Annotated in this window: 17 protein-coding genes; 10 read left to right on the plus strand and 7 right to left on the minus strand. The window is 72.4% G+C overall.

Annotation, left to right across the window (positions count from 1 at the left end; genetic code table 11):
* Positions 1-197 precede the first annotated feature (197 nt).
* Positions 198-1,289: a branched-chain amino acid aminotransferase gene (locus ABFY03_RS26445; protein WP_319011778.1), complete on the plus strand. Its 1,092-nt coding sequence runs from the start codon at positions 198-200 to the stop codon at positions 1,287-1,289.
* A gap of 1 nt (position 1,290) precedes the next feature.
* Here ABFY03_RS26445 and ABFY03_RS26450 read toward each other — a convergent pair whose 3' ends face one another.
* On the minus strand, positions 1,291-2,712 hold the full coding sequence (locus ABFY03_RS26450; RefSeq protein ID WP_319011777.1) for a cytosine permease: 1,422 nt from the start codon (positions 2,710-2,712) through the stop codon (positions 1,291-1,293).
* A 132-nt stretch (positions 2,713-2,844) separates the two neighbouring features.
* Here ABFY03_RS26450 and ureA point away from each other — a divergent pair, with 132 nt between their 5' ends.
* The 6 genes from ureA (at position 2,845) to ABFY03_RS26480 (ending at position 10,229) form a co-directional block, all read left to right on the plus strand.
* A complete protein-coding gene (gene ureA / locus ABFY03_RS26455; RefSeq protein ID WP_346170983.1) occupies positions 2,845-3,543 on the plus strand; it encodes an urease subunit gamma in 699 nt (232 codons plus the stop codon).
* Complete coding sequence (locus ABFY03_RS26460) at positions 3,543-5,225, plus strand: urease subunit alpha (RefSeq protein ID WP_319011775.1); 1,683 nt, start codon at positions 3,543-3,545, stop codon at positions 5,223-5,225. The genes ureA and ABFY03_RS26460 overlap by 1 nt, the downstream gene beginning before the upstream one ends.
* Positions 5,226-5,236: 11 nt before the next feature.
* Positions 5,237-6,256 (plus strand): agmatine deiminase family protein, encoded by a 1,020-nt coding sequence (locus tag ABFY03_RS26465; protein ID WP_319011774.1) that lies wholly within the window; start codon positions 5,237-5,239, stop codon positions 6,254-6,256.
* 93 nt (positions 6,257-6,349) lie between these two features.
* On the plus strand, positions 6,350-6,922 hold the full coding sequence (locus ABFY03_RS26470) for a TetR/AcrR family transcriptional regulator (protein ID WP_346172306.1): 573 nt from the start codon (positions 6,350-6,352) through the stop codon (positions 6,920-6,922).
* A gap of 283 nt (positions 6,923-7,205) precedes the next feature.
* Positions 7,206-8,822, plus strand: a complete 1,617-nt coding sequence (cimA, locus tag ABFY03_RS26475; RefSeq protein WP_319011773.1) for a citramalate synthase — start codon at positions 7,206-7,208, stop codon at positions 8,820-8,822.
* Positions 8,823-8,876: 54 nt separating this feature from the next.
* Positions 8,877-10,229, plus strand: coding sequence for a hypothetical protein (locus ABFY03_RS26480; protein ID WP_346170984.1), 1,353 nt, complete (start codon positions 8,877-8,879; stop codon positions 10,227-10,229).
* Positions 10,230-10,247: 18 nt separating this feature from the next.
* Here the strand turns inward: ABFY03_RS26480 and dnaN are convergent, their stop codons facing one another.
* Both dnaN and ABFY03_RS26490 read right to left on the minus strand, forming a co-directional pair.
* On the minus strand, positions 10,248-11,357 hold the full coding sequence (dnaN, locus tag ABFY03_RS26485) for a DNA polymerase III subunit beta (RefSeq protein ID WP_319011771.1): 1,110 nt from the start codon (positions 11,355-11,357) through the stop codon (positions 10,248-10,250).
* A 145-nt stretch (positions 11,358-11,502) separates the two neighbouring features.
* Positions 11,503-12,114: a YceI family protein gene (locus ABFY03_RS26490; RefSeq protein ID WP_319011770.1), complete on the minus strand. Its 612-nt coding sequence runs from the start codon at positions 12,112-12,114 to the stop codon at positions 11,503-11,505.
* Between the two features lie 269 nt (positions 12,115-12,383).
* Between ABFY03_RS26490 and ABFY03_RS26495 the strand changes: the two genes are divergently transcribed.
* From ABFY03_RS26495 to ABFY03_RS26505, 3 genes are all read left to right on the plus strand, one after another.
* Positions 12,384-12,893, plus strand: coding sequence for a hypothetical protein (locus tag ABFY03_RS26495; RefSeq protein ID WP_346170985.1), 510 nt, complete (start codon positions 12,384-12,386; stop codon positions 12,891-12,893).
* 206 nt (positions 12,894-13,099) lie between these two features.
* Complete coding sequence (locus tag ABFY03_RS26500) at positions 13,100-14,683, plus strand: acyl-CoA carboxylase subunit beta (protein ID WP_319011768.1); 1,584 nt, start codon at positions 13,100-13,102, stop codon at positions 14,681-14,683.
* A gap of 25 nt (positions 14,684-14,708) precedes the next feature.
* Positions 14,709-14,912, plus strand: a complete 204-nt coding sequence (locus ABFY03_RS26505) for an acyl-CoA carboxylase subunit epsilon (RefSeq protein WP_319011767.1) — start codon at positions 14,709-14,711, stop codon at positions 14,910-14,912.
* A gap of 88 nt (positions 14,913-15,000) precedes the next feature.
* On the opposite strand, the gene ABFY03_RS26510 is transcribed toward ABFY03_RS26505, so the two are convergent.
* From ABFY03_RS26510 to ABFY03_RS26525, 4 genes are all read right to left on the minus strand, one after another.
* Positions 15,001-15,582: a GTP-binding protein gene (locus ABFY03_RS26510; RefSeq protein WP_346170986.1), complete on the minus strand. Its 582-nt coding sequence runs from the start codon at positions 15,580-15,582 to the stop codon at positions 15,001-15,003.
* Complete coding sequence (locus tag ABFY03_RS26515) at positions 15,563-16,102, minus strand: DUF742 domain-containing protein (protein WP_319011842.1); 540 nt, start codon at positions 16,100-16,102, stop codon at positions 15,563-15,565. The genes ABFY03_RS26510 and ABFY03_RS26515 overlap by 20 nt, the downstream gene beginning before the upstream one ends.
* A 93-nt stretch (positions 16,103-16,195) precedes the next feature.
* Positions 16,196-16,609, minus strand: a complete 414-nt coding sequence (locus ABFY03_RS26520) for a roadblock/LC7 domain-containing protein (RefSeq protein WP_030496939.1) — start codon at positions 16,607-16,609, stop codon at positions 16,196-16,198.
* A 10-nt stretch (positions 16,610-16,619) separates the two neighbouring features.
* Positions 16,620-19,850 carry a sensor histidine kinase gene (locus ABFY03_RS26525; RefSeq protein WP_346170987.1) on the minus strand — a complete coding sequence of 1,077 codons (3,231 nt, stop codon included), beginning with the start codon at positions 19,848-19,850 and terminating at the stop codon, positions 16,620-16,622.
* Between the last annotated feature and the right edge of the window lie 115 nt (positions 19,851-19,965).

The following is a 19,965-nucleotide window of genomic DNA, read 5'->3' on the forward strand; positions in this document are numbered from 1 at the left end:
CCGGCGGCTGCTTCGTCGTACGCGGCCACCGGGTGCGGGAACCCCTAACCTCCCCCTCACAGGACCGCGCTCACCCGCGCCGCGCACACCCGTTTCGTCCACCGGTTCCGCCGGGCGATAATCGAACGTGGGGCCGCGGCATGCGGGCACGCCGTGGGCGCGGTCCGACCCACACAACCGGTGAAGGACACGCACTCATGACGAAGCCCACCATCGAGCTCAAGCCCTCCTCCAGCCCGCTGTCCGCCGCGGAGCGCGAGGCGATCCTGGCCAACCCGGGATTCGGCCGCCACTTCACCGACCACATGGTCACCGTCCGCTGGACGGAGGGCCGCGGCTGGCACGACGGCGAGCTCGTGCCGTACGGCCCGCTTTCCCTCGACCCGGCGACCAACGTCCTCCACTACGCCCAGGAGATCTTCGAGGGCCTGAAGGCCTACCGCCGCCCCGACGGCTCGGTCGCCTCCTTCCGCCCGGACGCCAACGCCCGCCGCTTCCAGCGCTCCGCGCACCGCCTCGGCATGCCCGAGCTGCCCGTCGAGACCTTCATCGAGGCGTGCGACGCGCTGGTCCGCCAGGACGAGGCGTGGGTCCCGGCGCACGGCGGCGAGGCGTCCCTCTACCTGCGCCCGTTCATGATCGCGACCGAGGTCGGCCTGGGCGTCCGCCCGGCCAACGAGTACCTCTTCGTCGTCATCGCCTCCCCGGCCGGCCCGTACTTCCCCGGCGGCGTGAAGCCGGTCTCCATCTGGGCCTCCGAGGACCGCGTCCGCGCCGTCCCCGGCGGCATGGGCGACGCCAAGACCGGCGGCAACTACGCGGCCTCCCTGCTCGCGCAGGCCGAGGCGGCGGCCAAGGGCTGCGACCAGGTCTGCTACCTCGACGCGGTCGAGCACAAGTGGGTCGAGGAGCTCGGCGGCATGAACCTGTACTTCGTGTACGGGAACAAGATCGTCACCCCGACCCTCACCGGCTCGATCCTGGAGGGCATCACCCGCGACTCGCTCCTCAAGCTCGCCGCCGACCTCGGCCACGAGGTGGAGGAGGCCCGCGTCTCCATCGACCAGTGGCAGGCCGACACCGCGAACGGCACCCTCACCGAGGTCTTCGCCTGCGGCACCGCCGCCGTCATCACCCCGGTCGGCACGGTCAAGTCCGCCCGGGGCGAGTGGCAGCAGTCGGGTGGTCAGCCCGGCGAGGTCACGATGAAGCTGCGCGAGGCGCTGCTCGCCATCCAGACCGGCAAGGCCGAGGACGCCAACGGCTGGATGCACGAGCTCGGCAAGTAGGTCACTCCGTCGTCGCCAGGGCTTCCGGGGCCGTCACGGTCCCGGGAGCCCTGTGCGGCGTCAGGGCCGCGTACAGGACGCCGCCCACGACTCCCGAGAGCACGAAGCTGCAGTCGATCCCGCCGGTCAGGGGCAGCAGAGGGCCCTCGTACAGCGGGGTCGAGACGGCCGCCAGGCCCACCGCCGCGCCGAGCGCCCAGGAGAGCGTGGCGCGCGGGTGCCAGCCGGCCGAGAACCAGTAGATCCCGCCGCGCGAGCGCCGGTTGTAGACCTGGAGCGCCTCGGGGTCGTACTCCCCGCGGCAGCGGACGTGCCCGATCAGGGTGATGACCGCCCACGGCGTGCCGATCGCCGTCAGGAGCAGTACGAACGAGGTCATCGCCGACTGGGCGTCCGAGGCGAAGTGCCCGAGGAAGACGAAGCCGGTGGCGACCGCCGCCACCACCAGGGTGGCCCGCGCCCGGGTGGCCCGGGGCAGGATCGCGTCCAGGTCCAGGCCCATCGAGTAGAGCATCAGACCGGCGTTGCCGACCGAGCCGGCGGTGGCGGCGAGCAGTAGCGGGACCAGGTACCAGGCGGGGGAGGCGGCGACCAGGGGCCCCGCGTAGTCGAGGCCCGCGCGGGCGGCGAGCGCCGTGAAGGTGCCGAAGAGCTGCGGTACGAGCAGGCCCACGAGCAGCCCCAGACAGGTGGCCCGCCAGACGCTCCGCGCGCTGTGCCGGACGGGGGAGACGTACCGGGTGTAGTCGCCCAGCAGGGTGATGAAGGCGACCGGGCCGCTGAGTCCGGCGGCGACCGCCGACAGCAGCCAGGTCGGCCAGAAGGAGCCGAGCAGGTACGGGGTGTCCGGCACCGGCGCGGCGGTGAAGTCGCCGGCGTACGCCACGAGCCCGGCCGCCAGCAGGACGGTCATGCCGACGGCGAGCGCCTTGCTGAGCCGGAGCAGCAGCCGGTAGCCGTACACGGCGCCCACCACCGTGCAGGCCGCGAGCAGCGCGTAGACGACGGCGTGCGTCCCGTCGCCGGCGGAGAGGCCGGTCAGGCGGGCGAGGGTGCCCACCATGACGTCGCCGCCGATCCACAGGGTGAGGGCGGTGTAGCCCAGCGAGAGCAGCAGCCCCACCACCGAGCCGACGAGCCGGCCGCGGACGCCGAAGAAGGCGCCCGAGGAGGTGGAGAGGTTGGTGGCGGTGCGCAGGGAGACCAGCGCCAGCGGGGCGGTGACGGCGACGCCGACGACCGTGCCCGCGACCACGGAGGTCACCGCGCCCCACAGGCCGAGGCCGAAGGAGACCGGCAGCCAGCCGAAGACGATCACCCCCAGGCAGAGGTTGGAGCCGAGCAGGATCGCGACCAGGTCGCGGGGGCCGCTGGTGCGTTCGGCCTCGGGGACGGTGTCGACTCCGCGCTGTTCGATCGCCATGGGACCTCCGGGGGAGCGAGAGGGGGGACGTTTTGAGTGGCGCTCAATGTGACCTGTCCCAGGACCTGGCGTCAATCCTTGGAAGCAAGCGTCTCAGCATTTAGAGTGTCGCTCAAACAGGAGGTGCATGACGTGCGACTGACCCCCACCGAGCGCGACCGGCTGCTGCTCTTCGGCGCCGCCGAACTGGCCCGGGCCCGCCGGGCCCGCGGGCTGCGGCTCAACGTCCCCGAGGCGACCGCCCTCATCGCGGACACCGTCTGCGAGGCCGCCCGGGACGGCCGGAGGCTCGCCGAGGCCATCGAGGCGGCCCGCTCCGTCCTCGGCCCCGAGGACGTGCTGCCCGGCGTCGCCGACGTGGTGACCGAGGTGCACGTCGAGGCCGTCTTCGACGACGGCTCCCGGCTCGCCGTGGTCACCGACCCGATCGGCGGAGGCACGCTCGGCGCCGGCGCTCCCGGCGCGCTGCTGCCCGGCCCCGGCCACCCGGAGCGGGAGCCCGCGCTCACCCTCGTCGTACGGAACACGGCGACGGTCCCGGTCAGCGTCACCTCCCACTTCCACTTCTTCGAGGCCAACCCGCGCCTCGACTTCGACCGCGCCGCCGCCTACGGCATGCGGCTCGCCATCCCCGCCGGCGCCTCCTTCCGCTTCGACCCCGGCGGCTCCGCCGAGGTCGGGCTCCTGCCCATCGGCGGCGCCCGCGTGGCCATCGGCTTCGCCGGCCTCGTCGACGGGCCGCTGGACGCGCCCGGCGCGAAGGAGGAGGCCCTGCGGCGCGCCGCGGCCTGCGGCTACCTGGGCGTCACGGCCCCGAAGGAGGACGACTGATGGACCCGTACGAGTACGCCTCCGTGCACGGCCCCCGCGCCGGCGACCGCGTCGTCCTCGGCGACTCCGGGCTGGTCGTCCGGGTCGAGGCCGACTCCCAGAAGCCGGGCGAGGAGTTCCTGGCCGGCTTCGGCAAGACCGCCCGCGACGGCCTGCACCTGAAGGCCGCCGCCGTCCGCGAGACCTGCGACGTCGTCATCAGCAACGTCCTGCTGATCGACGCCGTCCAGGGCATCCGCAAGGTCTCCATCGGCATCCGCGAGGGCCGGATCCACGCCATCGGCCGGGCCGGCAACCCCGACACCCTCGACGGCGTCGACGTCGTCGTCGGCACCGGCACCTCGATCGTCTCCGGCGAGGGGCTCATCGCCACCGCCGGCGCCGTCGACACCCACGTCCACCTGCTCTCGCCCCGGATCATGGAGGCGTCGCTCGCCAGCGGCGTCACCACGATCATCGGCCAGGAGTTCGGCCCCGTCTGGGGCGTCGGCGTCAACTCGCCCTGGGCACTCCACCACGCCTTCAACGCCTTCGACGCCTGGCCGGTCAACATCGGCTTCCTGGCCCGCGGTTCCTCCTCGGACCCGGCGCCGCTGGTCGAGGCGCTCGCCGAGGGCGGCGCGTCCGGCTTCAAGGTCCACGAGGACATGGGCGCCCACACCCGCGCCCTGGACACCGCGCTGCGGGTGGCCGAGGAGCACGACGTCCAGGTCGCCCTGCACAGCGACGGGCTGAACGAGTGCCTGTCGGTGGAGGACACCCTCGCCGTCCTGGAGGGCCGTACGATCCACGCCTTCCACATCGAGGGCTGCGGCGGCGGACACGTCCCCAACGTCCTGAAGATGGCCGGCGTGCCGAACGTCATCGGCTCCTCCACCAACCCCACCCTGCCCTTCGGCCGCGACGCGGTCGCCGAGCACTACGGGATGATCGTCTCCGTCCACGACCTGAAGACCGACCTCCCCGGCGACGCCGCCATGGCGCGCGACCGGATCCGGGCCGGGACGATGGGCGCGGAGGACGTCCTGCACGACCTCGGCGCGATCGGGATCACCTCCTCCGACGCGCAGGGGATGGGAAGGGCCGGCGAGACCGTACGCCGGACCTTCGCCATGGCCGGGAAGATGAAGGCCGAGCTGGGGCCCCTGGAGGGCGACGGCGCGCACGACGACAACGCGCGCGTGCTGCGCTACCTGGCCAAGCTCACCATCAACCCGGCGATCGCCCACGGCCTCGCGCACGAGATCGGCTCGGTCGAGGTCGGCAAGCTGGCCGACATCGTGCTGTGGCGGCCGGAGTTCTTCGGCGCCAAACCGCAGATGGTGCTGAAGGCCGGCTTCCCCGCCTGGGGGGTCGTGGGCGATCCCAACGCCGCCACCGACACCTGCGAACCGCTCGTCCTCGGCCCGCTGTTCGGCGGCCACGGCGCCACCGCGGCGGACCTCTCCGTCGCCTTCGTCGCGCAGGCCGCCGTCGACCTCGGCGGCGACCGGATGCCGACCCGGCGCCGCCGCGTCCCCGTGCGCGGCACCCGGGGGATCGGCCCCGCCGACCTGCTCCTCAACTCCCGCACCGGCTCCGTCCAGGTGGACGACCGCACCGGCCTCGTCTCGCTCGACGGCTCCCCGATCCGCTCCGAGCCGGCCGACTCCGTCTCGCTGAACCGCCTCTACTTCCTCTAGGACCCGCCCTCATGACTTCGTACCGCATGCCCGCCGAGTGGACCCCGCACGAGCGGACCTGGATGGCCTGGCCGAGCCCCAACGCCACCTTCACCGACGACGCCGAGCTCGCCGAGGCCCGCGAGGCATGGGCCTCCGTCGCCCGGGCCGTCCGCCGCTTCGAGCCGGTGACGATGGTCGTCGCCCCCGGCGACGCGGAGGGCGCCCGCGCGCTCCTCGGCGACGGCGTCGCGCTGATCGAGCGGGAGCTCGACGACGCCTGGATGCGCGACATCGGCCCCACCTTCGTCACCGACGGCACCTCCCTGGCCGCCGTGGACTGGGTGTTCAACGGCTGGGGCGCCCAGGACTGGGCGAGCTGGGAGCACGACTCCAAGATCGCCCGCCACGTCGCGGACGCGGCGGGGGTACGCGTGCTGAGCAGCGCCCTGGTGAACGAGGGCGGCGGCCTCCACGTCGACGGCGAGGGCACCGTCCTCCTCACCGACACCGTCCAGCTCGGCTCCGGCCGCAACCCCGAGTGGACCCGCGAGCAGGTCGAGCGGGAGATCCACGCCAAGCTCGGCACCACCAAGGCGATCTGGCTGCCGCACGGCCTGGCCGGCGACTACGGCATGTACGGCACCCAGGGCCACGTCGACATCGTCGCCGCCTTCGCCCGCCCCGGCACCGTCCTCGTCCACAGCCAGCAGGACCCGAACCACCCGGACTACGCCCGCTCCCGGCTGTACGTGGACATCCTCCGCGCCCAGACCGACGCCCAGGGCCGCCCCCTGGAGGTCATCGAGGTCCCCGCCCCCACCGTCCTCAAGGACGAGGAGGGCGACTGGGTCGACTACTCCTACATCAACCACTACCTGTGCAACGGCGCCGTGATCCTCTGCGCCTTCGACGACCCGCACGACGAGCTCGCCGCCGAGATCTTCCGCCGCCTCTTCCCGGACCGCGAGGTCGTCCTCGTCGACGCCCGGACGATCTTCGCGGCGGGCGGCGGCATCCACTGCATCACCCAGCAGCAGCCCGCGGTGTAGAACGTACGAGTGAGTCAGAGCAGCAGCCCGTCCCCCGCCCCCCGCCGCCGCAACCAGGCCGCCCCGCCCCGCGAGGAGGTCTTCTCGGCGGCGATGGACACCGTCGCCGAGCGCGGGCTCGACGGGCTCACCATGGCCGGGCTCGGGCGGCAGGTCGGGATGAGCAGCGGCCACCTCCTCTACTACTTCCGCACCAAGGACGAACTGCTGCTCCAGACCCTGGAGTGGAGCGAGGGGCGGCTCGGGGCCGAGCGGGGCGCGCTGCTCTCCCGGCCCGGCACCTGCCGCGAGCGGCTCGACGGGTACGTCGACGTGTACGTGCCCGACGGGCCGCGCGACCCGCACTGGACGCTCTGGCTGGAGGTCTGGAACCGCTCGCAGAACGCCGACGCGGACGCCCGCGCCCGGCAGGCCGCCATCGAGGGCGCCTGGCACCGGGACCTGGTCGCGATCCTCGCCGAGGGCGTCTCGCGCGGCGAGTTCCGGCCCGTGGACCCGGACCGCTTCGCCACCCGGATGCGCGCCCTCCTCGACGGCTACAGCGTGCACGTCGCGGTCGGCCTGCCCGGCACCGGCCGGGCCGAGGTCCTCGCCCAGGTGCGGGAGTTCGTCGACGAGACCCTCGTGCCCCCGGCGCCGGACCCGGACGCGTATTCCGCATCGTGAGATCCGGGTCCGTGGACGCACGGGCCTGTGGCACACTGCGGACGTGCTCGCTACCACGATGATTATCGGCAGCAGCGCGCCGGTCCGCAGTGACCGCTGAACCGCGACACGACCCCCCGCGGCAGTGGACATCGTGCCCCAGACCCGCGCGCAGACCTCTCGCACCCGCGAGGGGTTTTTTCGTTTTCCGGCCCCACCTCGGCCGGAGACGGACGACGCGTGAGAATGGGGGCAAGTGGATCCATACCTTCCGGAGCCACATCCGACAGGAGCCATCACAGCCATGACCACGGAGAACGCCGAGGGCTCGCGCCCCGACGACGGCTTTCACGTCTTCGACACCACCCTGCGCGACGGAGCGCAGCGCGAGGGCATCAACCTCACCGTCGCGGACAAGCTGACCATCGCCCGGCACCTCGACGAGTTCGGCGTCGGCTTCATCGAGGGCGGCTGGCCCGGCGCGAACCCGCGGGACACCGAGTTCTTCGCCCGCGCCCGCCAGGAGATCGACTTCCGGCACGCGCAGCTCGTCGCCTTCGGCGCCACCCGCAGGGCCGGCGGCACCGCCGCCGACGACCCGCAGGTCAAGGCGCTGCTCGACTCCGGCGCCCCGGTGATCACCCTGGTGGCCAAGTCCCACGACCGGCACGTCGAGCTGGCCCTGCGCACCACCCTCGACGAGAACCTGGAGATGGTCCGCGACACCGTCTCCCACCTGGTCGCCCAGGGCCGCCGCGTCTTCGTCGACTGCGAGCACTTCTTCGACGGCTACAAGGCGAACCCGGACTACGCCAAGGCCGTGGTCCGCGCCGCGCACGAGGCCGGCGCCGACGTCGTCATCCTCTGCGACACCAACGGCGGCATGCTCCCCGCCCAGATCCAGGCCGTCGTCGCCACCGTCCTCGCCGACACCGGCGCCCGGCTCGGCATCCACGCCCAGGACGACACCGGCTGTGCCGTCGCCAACACCCTCGCCGCCGTCGACGCGGGCGCCACCCACGTCCAGTGCACGGCGAACGGCTACGGCGAGCGGGTCGGCAACGCCAACCTCTTCCCGGTCGTCGCCGCCCTGGAGCTCAAGTACGGCAAGAGGGTGCTGCCCGCCGGCGCCCTCGCCGAGATGACGCGGATCTCGCACGCCATCGCCGAGGTCGTCAACCTCACCCCCTCCACCCACCAGCCGTACGTCGGCGTCTCCGCCTTCGCCCACAAGGCCGGACTGCACGCCTCCGCCATCAAGGTCGACCCCGACCTCTACCAGCACATCGACCCCGAGCTGGTCGGCAACACCATGCGGATGCTCGTCTCCGACATGGCCGGACGCGCCTCCATCGAGCTCAAGGGCAAGGAGCTCGGCGTCGACCTCGGCGGCGACCGCGCCCTGGTGGCCCGGGTGGTCGAGCGGGTCAAGGAGCGCGAGCTCCAGGGCTACACGTACGAGGCCGCCGACGCCTCCTTCGAGCTGCTGCTCCGCGCCGAGGCCGAGGGCCGGGCGCGCCGCTACTTCCGCACCGAGTCCTGGCGGGCGATCACCGAGAACCGCCCCGACGGCACCCACGCCAACGAGGCCACGGTCAAGCTGTGGGCCAAGGGCGAGCGGATGCTGGCCACCGCCGAGGGCAACGGCCCGGTCAACGCCCTCGACCGCGCCCTGCGGGTCGCCCTGGAGCGGATCTACCCGCAGCTCGCCAAGTTCGAGCTGGTCGACTACAAGGTCCGCATCCTCGAAGGCCGGCACGGCACCGAGTCCACCACCCGCGTCCTCGTCACCACCAGCGACGGCAACGCCGAGTGGGCCACGGTCGGCGTCGGCGAGAACGTGATCGCCGCCTCCTGGCAGGCCCTGGAGGACGCCTTCACCTACGGGCTGCTGCGGGCGGGGGTCGACCCCGCCGAGTGAGACCGATTTCCGCCCGGTATGTCTAGTTCGATCCCCTTCGGGTAATTTCGAACCATGAGGACCAGGGCGATTTCGGTGTGGCCGGCCCTCGCCGGGCTGGTGCTCCTGCTGCTCCTGGCCCTGGCTCCCGCCTCGGCGGGCGCCAGGGCCACCGGCGTCCCGGACGCGGGCGCGGCCCTGAGACAGGGCCCGGTCTACGTCGACCCGGGCGCCGCCGACCAGCTCTCGACGGCCGACGCGGCCGCCCTCGCGCAGCGGATCGAGGACGCCGACAAGCCCCTCTTCGTGGCGGTGCTGCCGGAGGGCGCGGAGTACCCGCCGCAGGGGCTCATCGACAACCTGCGCGAGCAGACCGGCCTCGCCGGGGTGTACGCGGTGCGGCTCGGCGACCGGTTCGACGCCAAGGCCGACGCCCGGGTGCTGTCGGCCGGCGCGGTGGAGAACATGGTCGCCGCCGTCGCCCGGCCCGGCACCGACGCCGCCACCCAGCTGAACGCCTTCGCCGACCAGGCCCTCCCCGCGATGCGCGGCTCCGCGCCCGCCGCCTGGCCCGGCGGCGCCGCGGAGGACTCCGGCGTCCCGGTCGCCGGCCTCGTCACCCTGGGCGCGGTCGCCGCCGTCGGCGGCACCGCCGCCTACGCCGTGGTCCGCGGCCGGCGGAAGCGGAAGGAGGCGGAGGAGCGGGCCGCCCTGGAGAAGCTCCGGGTCGTCGTCGACGAGGACATCACCGCCTTCGGCGAGGAGCTGGAACGGCTCGACTTCCACCCGGCCGAGCGCGGCGCCGACGAGGCGATGCGCGCGGACTACGAACGGGCCCTGGACTCCTACGACCGGGCGAAGTCGCTGATGGGCTCCGCGACCCGGCCGCACGACGTCCGGGGCGTGACCGAGGCGCTGGACGAGGGCCGCTACGCGCTGGCGGTGCTCGACGCCCGCCGCGCCTCCCGTCCGCTGCCCGAGCGCCGGCCCCCGTGCTTCTTCGACCCGCGCCACGGCCCGTCCACCGAGGACCGCACCTGGACCCCGGTCGGCGGGGCGGCCCGCGAGGTGCCGGTCTGCGCCGCCGACGCGGCCCGGCTGGACGACGGCGAGGACCCGCGGGCCCGGACCGTCGAGACCGAGTACGGCCGCCGCCCCTACTGGGAGGCCGGGCCGGCGTACGGCCCCTGGGCCGGCGGCTACTTCGGCGGCGGCCTGCTGCCCGGCCTGCTGATGGGCACCCTCCTCGGCTCCGCCCTCTCCACCCCCGCCTACGCCTCCGAGTACGGCGGTCCCGACTTCCAGGGCGACGAGGGCGGCGACTTCGGCGGGGGCGGGGACTTCGGAGGGGACTTCGGCGGCGGCGACTTCGGGGGTGGCGGGGACTTCGGCGGCGGGGGCGGCTTCGACGGCGGCGGAGGCTTCTGACCGCCGGGCTCCGCCCGGTCAGACCAGCGGCTTCACCGACATCAGCAGGTGCCGGTGGCGGCCGTCGTCGCCGTCGGTCAGCAGGGCACGCTGGCCCGGCCCCAGCAGGTGGAGCCGTACGTCGTCGGCGGTGAACCGGTCCAGGGCGTCCAGCAGATAGCCCGGGTTGAAGGCGACCGTCATCTCCTGCGCCCCGTCGAGGGCGGCGGGCAGCCGCTGGGAGGCGACGTCGTCCTCGTACCCCGCCCGGAGCCGGAGCGCCGTCCCGTCGAAGGCCAGCTGGACCGGGCTGTCGCCCTCGGCGACGACGGAGACCCGCTTCACCGCCTCGACGAGCGCGGCCCGGCCGGTGACCGCGACGGCGTGGTCGCCGAGGGCGAACAGCTTGTCGTGGCGGGGGAGCCGGCCGTCGAGCAGCCGGGTGGTGGCGCGCAGCCCGGCCCGCTCGAAGCCGAGGGAGTGCGCGTCCAGGCCGATCCTGGCCCGCCCGCCGGCCGCGAGCGAGCGGGCGGTCTCGGCGAGGCGGCGGGCCGGGACCACGACGTCGGCCGGTTCGGCGGGGGCGGCGGCGGGGTCGGGGTACCACTCCAGGGTGCGGACCGCGTACCGGTAGCGGTCCGTGGCGGCCAGGGTCATCTCCGGGCCGTCCAGCGCGAGCCGTATCCCGGTGAGGACCGGCAGCGCGTCGTCCCGCCCGGCCGCCGCCGCGACCTGGGCCACCGCCTCCGCGAAGGCGTCCCCGTCGACCTCGCCGAGGACCGGCGGCAGCGCCGGGGCGGCCGGATGGGCGTCGAGCGGCAGCAGCGAGAGGCCGAAGCGGACGTCGCCGGAGGAGACCGAGAGCCGGGGGCCCTCGACGGCGAGGGCGGTCCGGCCGCGCGGCAGCACCTTGCAGATGTCGAGCAGGCGCCGGCCGAGCACCAGGACGCGGCCGGGCGTCACCGTCTCCGCCTCGGCCTCCACGCGCGCGGACGCCTCGTGGTCGAGCCCGAAGACGCTCAGCCGGCCGTCCTCGCCGGCCTCCAGGAGCAGCCCGCCGAGGACGGGCAGGGGGGAGCGGGCGGGCAGGACGCGGGCGGCCCGCCCGACGGCTTCGGTCAGCACGGCACTGTCGATGTGGATCTCCATGCCGCCGACGCTAACGACCGCCTCTGACAACGGTGCCGACCTGCGACGGGGCGGGGCGGGACGGCTCCGGACACGCCGAGCGCCCGCCGTCCGCGGGGTCGCGGAGGGCGGGCGCGCTCGTGTGCCGGGTGTCCTGCGGGGAGGGTCAGGCGGCGTTCTTGATGGCGGAGATGTCGAAGTTCAGCTTCACCTTGTCGCTGACCATGACACCGCCGGTCTCCAGGGCCGCGTTCCAGGTGAGGCCCCACTCGGAGCGCAGGATCTCGGCGGAGCCCTCGAAGCCGACGCGCTCGTTGCCGAAGGGGTCGGTGGCGGTGCCGTTGAACTCCAGGTCGATGGAGAGCGGCTTGGTGACGTCCTTGATGGTCAGGTCGCCGGTGATCCGGTACTTGTCGCCGCCGAGCTGCGCCGCCTCGGTGGAGCGGAAGGTCATCAGCGGGAACTGCTCGGCGTCGAAGAAGTCGCCGCCGCGCAGGTGGTTGTCGCGGTCGCCGATGCCCGTGTCGATGGAGGCGATCTTGACGTCGATGGCGGCGCTGGAGGCGGACGGGTCGCTGCCGTTCAGCTTCAGGGTGCCCTCGTGCTCGCCGAAGGAGCCGCGGACGTTGGTGACCATCGCGTGGCGGACGGTGAAGCCGATGCTGCTGTGGGCGGCGTCGATGGTGTAGTCGCCGGTCAGGGCGGCCAGGGCCGGGTCCACGGGGAGGGTGGCGGTGGTGGTGGCGGACTCGGTGTTCTTGCGGCCGAAGAGACCCATGGCGTGCTCCTTGTCGGGGGGTGGCGTTGAAGTCGGTTGTTGTTGAACCTTCAACGAGAACGACTGTAACCCCATTCCGTTCAACTTTCAACATCTACTCCCGAGGTTCCCCCGAACGGCCCCGCACCGACCCCCGACGCCCTCTGGCGGACGCGCGTAGAACTGCGGCATCATCCCCCTGCGCGGCAGGCGCGGAAGCGCCCCGCGAGCACACCGGCACCACCTGCACCACCGTCCCCGTCCACGGTCCCCGGCAGGAGGCATCCCCCGTGAAGCTCCGCTCCGCCCTCACCGCCCTCGCCCTCGTCCTCGGCGCCCTCTTCGCCCCCGGCTTCGGCGCCCTCACCTCGGCCGGCGAGGCCCACGCCGTCACCAAGATCAGCCACTCCACCGCCACCTCGATGTTCCGGAACTCCGGCATCACCTGGTCGTCCTCCGGCGGCTGCTCCGACCGGTACAACTCCACCTGCACCTCCTTCGAGCAGCTCAACCTCGCCACCGCCCAGGGCGCCCAGACCCTCAAGAGCGCCAGCGGCTGCGCCCTCAACATCACCGGCGGCACCGAGGTCGGCCACGCCAGTGGCACCTACTCGCACTGGAACGGCTACAAGCTGGACTTCAGCAAGTACACGTGCCTCGGGAGCTACATCAAGAACACGTTCACCTACATCGGCCTGCGCGGCGACGGAGCCCCGCAGTGGCGCTCCGGCGCCGGCAACGTCTACGCCGACGAGGGCAACCACTGGGACGTGACCTTCTACAACTGCGGCGGCTGCTGAACCGCCCGCCCCGTCGGGCGCGCGGACCTCCGGGATCCGGAGGTCCGAGCGCTGCTTTTGTGGGACCCCCACAAGCAAAGGGGGTCTCAGGCTGTGGGCTCGCTCTGCCGCCCCGCTGGTTCTGTCCGTCCCCGCCAGGAATCGACACGCGAGACTGTACGGAGTCGACGGCGGGGTTTCCTTGGTCGAGTTCGTAGGGTCGGTACATGACCCTTGTCGACGAGATCCCGAGCGAGCCCACCGACGCACGTGGCCGCGTCGCCGAACTGCACGTCCTGCGGGAGCAGGCGCTGGCCGGCCCCAGCGAGCGCGCGACCGAGGCCCAGCACGCGAAGGGCAAGCTGACGGCGCGCGAGCGCATCGAGCTGCTCCTCGACCCGGGTTCCTTCAACGAGGTCGAGCAGCTGCGCCGGCACCGCGCCCAGGGCTTCGGCCTGGAGGCGAAGAAGCCGTACACCGACGGTGTCATCACCGGCTGGGGCACGGTCGAGGGCCGGACGGTCTTCGTCTACGCGCACGACTTCCGGATCTTCGGCGGCGCGCTGGGCGAGGCCCACGCCACCAAGATCCACAAGATCATGGACATGGCCATCGCGGCCGGAGCGCCGCTGGTCTCCCTGAACGACGGCGCCGGCGCCCGCATCCAGGAGGGCGTCTCCGCGCTCGCCGGCTACGGCGGCATCTTCCAGCGCAACACCCGGGCGTCGGGTGTCATCCCGCAGATCAGCGTGATGCTCGGCCCGTGCGCCGGCGGCGCCGCCTACAGCCCGGCGCTGACCGACTTCGTCTTCATGGTCCGCGAGACCTCGCAGATGTTCATCACCGGCCCGGACGTCGTCAAGGCGGTCACCGGCGAGGAGATCACCCAGAACGGCCTCGGCGGCGCCGACGTGCACGCCGAGACCTCGGGCGTCGCGCACTTCGCGTACGACGACGAGGAGACCTGCATCGCCGAGGTCCGCTACCTGCTGTCGATGCTCCCGCAGAACAACCGCGAGAACCCTCCGGCCGCCCCCAGCGAGGACCCGGCCGACCGCCGCTCGGACGTCCTGCTCGACCTGGTGCCCGCCGACGGCAACCGCCCGTACGACATGCACAAGGTCATCGAGGAGCTCGTCGACGACGGCGACTTCCTGGAGATCCACGAGCGCTGGGCCCGCAACATCATCTGCGCGATGGCCCGCCTCGACGGCCAGGTCGTCGGCATCGTCGCCAACCAGCCGCAGTCGCTGGCCGGCGTCCTCGACATCGAGGCGTCCGAGAAGGCCGCCCGCTTCGTGCAGATGTGCGACGCCTTCAACATCCCGATCATCACTCTTCTGGACGTCCCCGGCTTCCTGCCCGGCGTCGACCAGGAGCACGGTGGAATCATCCGCCACGGCGCGAAGCTGCTGTACGCGTACTGCAACGCGACCGTGCCCCGGATCTCGCTGATCCTGCGCAAGGCCTACGGCGGCGCCTACATCGTCATGGACTCCCAGTCCATCGGCGCCGACCTGACGTACGCCTGGCCCACCAACGAAATCGCGGTCATGGGCGCCGAGGGCGCCGCCAACGTGATCTTCCGCAAGCAGATCGCCGAGGCCGAGGACTCCGAGGCCATGCGCGCCCGCATGGTCAAGGAGTACAAGGCCGAGCTGATGCACCCGTACTACGCGGCCGAACGCGGACTCGTCGACGACGTCATCGACCCCGCCGACACCCGCCAGGTGCTCATCCGGTCCCTCGCCATGCTCCGCACCAAGCACGCCGACCTGCCGTCCCGCAAGCACGGCAACCCGCCTCAGTAAGACTCGGCATAAGGAGTCCACCGAAGTGACCACGCCTGCCACAGCCAACCTTCTCCGCGTCGAGAAGGGCCACGCCGACCCCGAGGAGCTGGCCGCCATCACCGCGGTCCTGCTCGCCCGCGCCGCCGCGCAGCCCGAGCCGGCCGCCGCCCACCACGGCCGCACCACCGCCGGCTGGCGCCGCCTGGAGCGCGAGAACGGCTTCCGCGCCCCGCACAGCTGGCGCTGACGCCCCGGACGCACGGAAAGGGCCCCCGCTCCTTCGAGGAGCGGGGGCCCTTTCGCGTGGCGGTGCTGCCGACGAGCCGTCGGGACGGTTACCGCAGGCGGGCCATGAGGGCGTGCTCGACGAGGGTGATGAGCGCGCTCTTGGCGTCCGCGCGGTGGCGGGCGTCGGTGGTGATGATCGGGGTGTCGGGCCCGATCTGGAGGGCCTCGCGGACCTCCTCCGGGGCGTAGGGCTGGTTCCCGTCGAAGCCGTTGAGGGCGATGACGAAGGGGAGGCCCGAGTTCTCGAAGTAGTCGACGGCGGGGAAGCAGTCGGCGAGACGGCGGGTGTCGACGAGGACGACGGCGCCGATGGCGCCGCGGACCAGGTCGTCCCACATGAACCAGAAGCGGTCCTGGCCGGGGGTGCCGAACAGATACAGGATCAGGTCCTGGTCCAGCGTGATACGGCCGAAGTCCATGGCGACAGTCGTCGTCGTCTTGTCGCCGGTGTGCGTGAGGTCGTCGATGCCCGCGGACGCGGACGTCATGACGGCCTCGGTACGCAGCGGGTTGATCTCCGAGACGGCACCCACGAACGTGGTCTTGCCCACGCCGAAGCCGCCCGCCACCACGATCTTCGCGCTGGTGGTAGAACGGGCCGCGCCGCCGCTAGAGCTTGCGAAGTCCACTGAGCACCCTTTCGAGCAGTGTCACGTCTGGCTGACCGCCGGCGGCCTCGTCGCCGCCGGGCTGGTGGATGGCGACAAGTCCGGCCTCGGCCAGGTCGGCGACGAGGATCCGGGCAACGCCGAGGGGGATGGAGAGAAGGGCCGAGATCTCCGCGACCGACTTGATCTCGAAGCACAGCCGGCAGATCCGCTGGTGCTCGGGCAACTGCCCCTGCAGCCGGGCCGGATCGGCGGTCGTGCTGACCAGCGCCTCGATGGCGAGCTGGTAACGCGGCCGGGTGCGGCCGCCGGTCATCGCGTACGGACGCACGAGCGGGTTGTGCCCGCCGCCGGCACCCGCGCCGCCCGCGGCGCGCTGGGCCACCGGCTGCGCCTGCTGCTGCGGCTGGCCGTAAGGCTGGGGGACACCCTGTCTGCTGGGTGCGGAAGGGAAGTTGTACCGGTTCTGCGCGGTGTCGCCCATCGGCGCCTGATGCGCGTCGAAACCGTTGTAGGGGTTCGCCCCCGGGGGTGTTCCCACGTCTCCTCCTCCGACTGCTTCGCGGTCCATGTCCCTTGGAGCCGCGTCACCGCACCCTAACGGTGCGGTGACCTGAAACGCACTCTGTGTCTGTTAGTTGAGAAGACTTCCCTGGAGCTCGGCCCGCAGGTCCGGGGTGAGGACGGAGCCGGCCCGGTCCACCAGCAGGGCCATCTCGTAGCCCACGAGACCGATGTCGGACTCCGGGTGGGCGAGGACGGCCAGCGAGGAACCGTCCGAGACCGACATGATGAAGAGGAAGCCGCGCTCCATCTCCACCACGGTCTGGTTGACCGCGCCGCCCTCGAAGATCCGGGACGCGCCCGCCGTCAGCGAGGTCAGCCCGGACGCGACCGCCGCCAGCTGGTCGGCACGGTCCCGGGGGAAGCCCTCGGACATGGCCAGCAGGAGTCCGTCGGCGGAGACCACCACCGTGTGGGACACCCCGGGGGTGTTGTCCACGAAGTTGGTGATCAACCAGTTCAGATTCTGCGCCGCCTGGCTCATCGCGCTCACACTAACGCTCCTGGTTGTAGGTATTACCCGGGCCGAGGCCCGATCCGTTCGTGTCCGACCCCGCGGTGCGTCCCTGCTGGACACCGCGGCGCAGGTTGCTCAACCTGCCCCGGACGTCCTCGGGCGCGCGGGAGACCTGGGGGCCGCCCTGCGGGGTCTGCTCCGCGGTGCCCTCGACCAGGTTGGCCTTGGGGACGCGCCGGGGGAGACCGGACGGAGTGACTCCGCCCGCCTTCGGCTCGCGGAGCTTCTTGGCCTGCTCCCAGCGCTCGTCATTGGCCGAGCGCCATTCGTCGGAGCCGTCGTTCTGGTTCTGCTGGTCCTGCCCCACCGGCTGCGCGGGCTGGGCCGGCGGCACGGGCCGCTGCGCCTGGGGCGCCTGCGGGGCGGCACCGCCGCGGCGCGGCAGACCGGCGTCGGTCAGTCCGTTGCCGGTGTCCGGAGCGGGACTCGGAGCCGGAGCCGGACGGTCGAAGCCTACGCGCTCGTGGCCCTGTTCGGGAGCGGCCTGCGAAGATTCCGATTCCGGTCGGTAACCCTGGTCGAAAGCACCCTGGTAGGAGCTCTGCGCGGGCCACTCACCCTGGTGGGACTGGGCTTCGAACGCCTGGTCGTATCCGGCGTGAGTCTGCTCCTGAGCGCCGTACGCCGCTTCCGCATACGCCTGCTGCGGGTACGCCTCGGACTGCTGTCCGTACTCCTCGTACCCCTGCTGCTGGGGGTAGCCGTAGCCGTCCTGCGGCTGCTGCTCGTAGCCCTGGGCGTACTCCTGGCCGTACTCGCCGGCGTACTCCTGGGCCTGCGGCTGCTGCTCGTACTCCTGCGGGTACTCCTGGCCGTAGCCCTGCTCCTGGGCGTACTCGCCGCCCTGCCCGGCCTCCTCGGCGTAGAGCGGCGCGTCGCCGCCCTGCACCTGGGCCTCCAGGGCCGCCCGGCGCTCCTCGCGCATCAGCGAGCGGTTGACCGGGTCGAGCTGACGGCCCTCGCCCTGCTGCTCGTACCGCGAGTCGTCGAAGCCGAGCTCGGCGGCGGTGCGCATCGGGGCCGCCTGGGCCTCGAAGCCGCCCTGCTGCTGGTGCGGGATGATCTGGGAGACCGTGAAGTCGTCCTGGACCGGCTGCTCGCCACCGCCACCGTGGGTGATCGCGTCCGGCAGCATGACCAGCGAGGTGGTGCCGGCCTGCTCGCCCGAGGGGCGGAGCTGGACGCGGATGCCGTGCCGGTCGGAGAGCCGGCCGACCACGAAGAGTCCCATGCGCTGGGAGACGGCCGCGTCCACGGTGGGCGGGTTCGCCAGCTTGTGGTTGATGTCCGCGAAGTCCTCGGCGGTGAGGCCGATGCCCTTGTCGTGGATCTCGACCATCACGCGGCCGTCGGGGAGACGGGTCGCGGTGACGCGGACCTTGGTCTGCGGGGAGGAGAACGTGGTGGCGTTCTCCAGGAGCTCGGCGAGCAGGTGCACGAGGTCGGTCACGGCCTGGCCGTGGATCTCGGCCTCCGGCACGCCGGCGATCTCGATGCGCTCGTACTGCTCCACCTCGGAGGAGGCGGCGCGCAGCACGTCGACCAGCGGGACCGGCTGGTCCCAGCGGCGGCCCGGCTCCTCGCCGGCGAGGACGAGGAGGTTCTCGCCGTTGCGGCGCATACGGGTGGCCAGGTGGTCCAGCTTGAAGAGGTTCTCCAGCTGGTCCGGGTCGGCCTCGTTGTTCTCCAGGTCGGTGATGAGGGTCAGCTGGCCCTCGATCAGCGACTGGTTGCGGCGCGAGAGGTTGGTGAAGATCGCGTTGACGTTGCCGCGGAGCATGGCCTGCTCGGCGGCGAGCCGGACGGCCTCGCGGTGGACCTGGTCGAAGGCGCGGGCGACCTCGCCGATCTCGTCCTGCGAGTCGATCGGGATGGGCTGCACGCGGGTGTCGACCCGGCCCGGCTCGGTCCGGGAGAGCTGGTCGACCAGCATCGGCAGGCGCTGCTCGGCGATGCCGAAGGCCGCGGTGCGCAGCTCGCGCATCGAGCGGCTCATCTGGCGGGCCATCATCCCGGCGAGGATGAAGGCGGCGAGCAGGGCGATGACGACGATGGCGCCGGTGACCCAGGCGTCGGTCTTGGCCTCGTCGGAGATCGCGGTGGCCTCGGCCACGGCCTTGTCGACGAGGGCCTTCTCGACCTCGCTGTAGCCGTCGAACTTGGCGGTGGCGACGGCCAGCCAGGTCTCGGCGGTGACGCCCTTGGCGGCGAGCGCCTTGATCGCGTCCGCGTCCTCGGCGGTGCCGATCAGCCCGGCGACGCCGGAGTAGACCGATCCGTCCTTGCCCTTGGGCAGGGTGACGTCGGCGGCCCGCATCTTCTTCTCGCCGTCGGCGGCCTTGCCGGCCATCACCTTCTTCAGGCGCTCGACGTCCTCGGCGGTACCACCGGAGTTGTACTCGCCGAGGGCGATCTGCTCCAGGTAGTTGTACGAGTTGAAGGCGACCGACTGCTGGGCGAAGACGGCGTCCTTGGCGCTGGGCCGGACGAGCAGGTGGGTGCCGATGGAGCGCTGGAGCGACCCGGCGCCCTTGGCGAGCTGGATGGCGTAGACGGTCCGGCCGTAGCTGGTGACGTTGCCGGTGCCCAGGCCGAGCTCGTTGGCGAACTCCATGAGGTAGTGCTGGACGCCGGTGTAGCCGAGCTCGGTGTTCACCGGGTCGTGCGCGGCCGTGTAGGCGGCCTTGCGGAGCGCGGCGAGCTTGGGCTCCTCGTTCTTGAACGTCTGCAGACGCCGTTCGAGGCCCTGGCCCGAGGGCATGTTCTTGACGGCCTCGTCGAAGGCGGCGCGGGCCGCGTCCGTGGCGGCGTACGCCCGGGTGATCTCGTCGCCGCCGCGGTCCTTGCCGGAGAGCAGCGGGGCGGCCGTCAGGTCGCGCTCGTTGAGGAGGGCGGTGGAGTACTCCGAGGCGGCGCGCACGATGAGCGCCGTCTTCTCGGCGTCCTGGGCTTCCTGCCAGGTGTCGATGGACCCCTTGACCTGGAAGCCGCCCATCACGAGGCCGACGAGCACGGGTATGAGGAGGATCGCGTTCAGGCGGGTGGGCACGCGCCAGTTGCGCGGGGACAGCCGGCTGGAGCTGCCCCGCGGGGCGGGTGCGGGCGCGGGCGTCACCGGTACGTCCGCGGGCGACACAGCGCCGCGCGACGGCGGGGTGAAGTTGCCCCGCGCCTCCTGCTCCGCGGAGCCATCCATGCTTCGCCTCACTCGACCAACAACCTCTCGGCGTCGGCACCTACGTCGTGCCGGTGTTTCGTTCAGGGCCGTACTACTCGGGAGTTCATGAATTGCAGCACGTGAAGGGGGTCCGTTCCAAACAGTG

It is taken from the genome of Streptomyces roseofulvus (assembly GCF_039534915.1).
GTDB classification, from domain to species: Bacteria; Actinomycetota; Actinomycetes; order Streptomycetales; family Streptomycetaceae; genus Streptomyces; species Streptomyces roseofulvus.

Bases quoted from the DNA above. Each gene is read 5' to 3' on its own strand.
- cimA (WP_319011773.1), top strand. From the start codon at position 7,206: ATGACCACGGAGAACGCCGAGGGCTCGCGCCCCGACGACGGCTTTCAC.
- ABFY03_RS26465 (WP_319011774.1), top strand. From the start codon at position 5,237: ATGACTTCGTACCGCATGCCCGCCGAGTGGACCCCGCACGAGCGGACC.
- ABFY03_RS26470 (WP_346172306.1), top strand. From the start codon at position 6,350: ATGGACACCGTCGCCGAGCGCGGGCTCGACGGGCTCACCATGGCCGGG.
- ABFY03_RS26500 (WP_319011768.1), top strand. From the start codon at position 13,100: ATGACCCTTGTCGACGAGATCCCGAGCGAGCCCACCGACGCACGTGGC.
- ABFY03_RS26450 (WP_319011777.1), bottom strand. From the start codon at position 2,712: ATGGCGATCGAACAGCGCGGAGTCGACACCGTCCCCGAGGCCGAACGC.
- ABFY03_RS26460 (WP_319011775.1), top strand. From the start codon at position 3,543: ATGGACCCGTACGAGTACGCCTCCGTGCACGGCCCCCGCGCCGGCGAC.
- ABFY03_RS26480 (WP_346170984.1), top strand. From the start codon at position 8,877: ATGAGGACCAGGGCGATTTCGGTGTGGCCGGCCCTCGCCGGGCTGGTG.
- dnaN (WP_319011771.1), bottom strand. From the start codon at position 11,357: ATGGAGATCCACATCGACAGTGCCGTGCTGACCGAAGCCGTCGGGCGG.
- ABFY03_RS26520 (WP_030496939.1), bottom strand. From the start codon at position 16,609: ATGAGCCAGGCGGCGCAGAATCTGAACTGGTTGATCACCAACTTCGTG.
- ABFY03_RS26445 (WP_319011778.1), top strand. From the start codon at position 198: ATGACGAAGCCCACCATCGAGCTCAAGCCCTCCTCCAGCCCGCTGTCC.
- ABFY03_RS26490 (WP_319011770.1), bottom strand. From the start codon at position 12,114: ATGGGTCTCTTCGGCCGCAAGAACACCGAGTCCGCCACCACCACCGCC.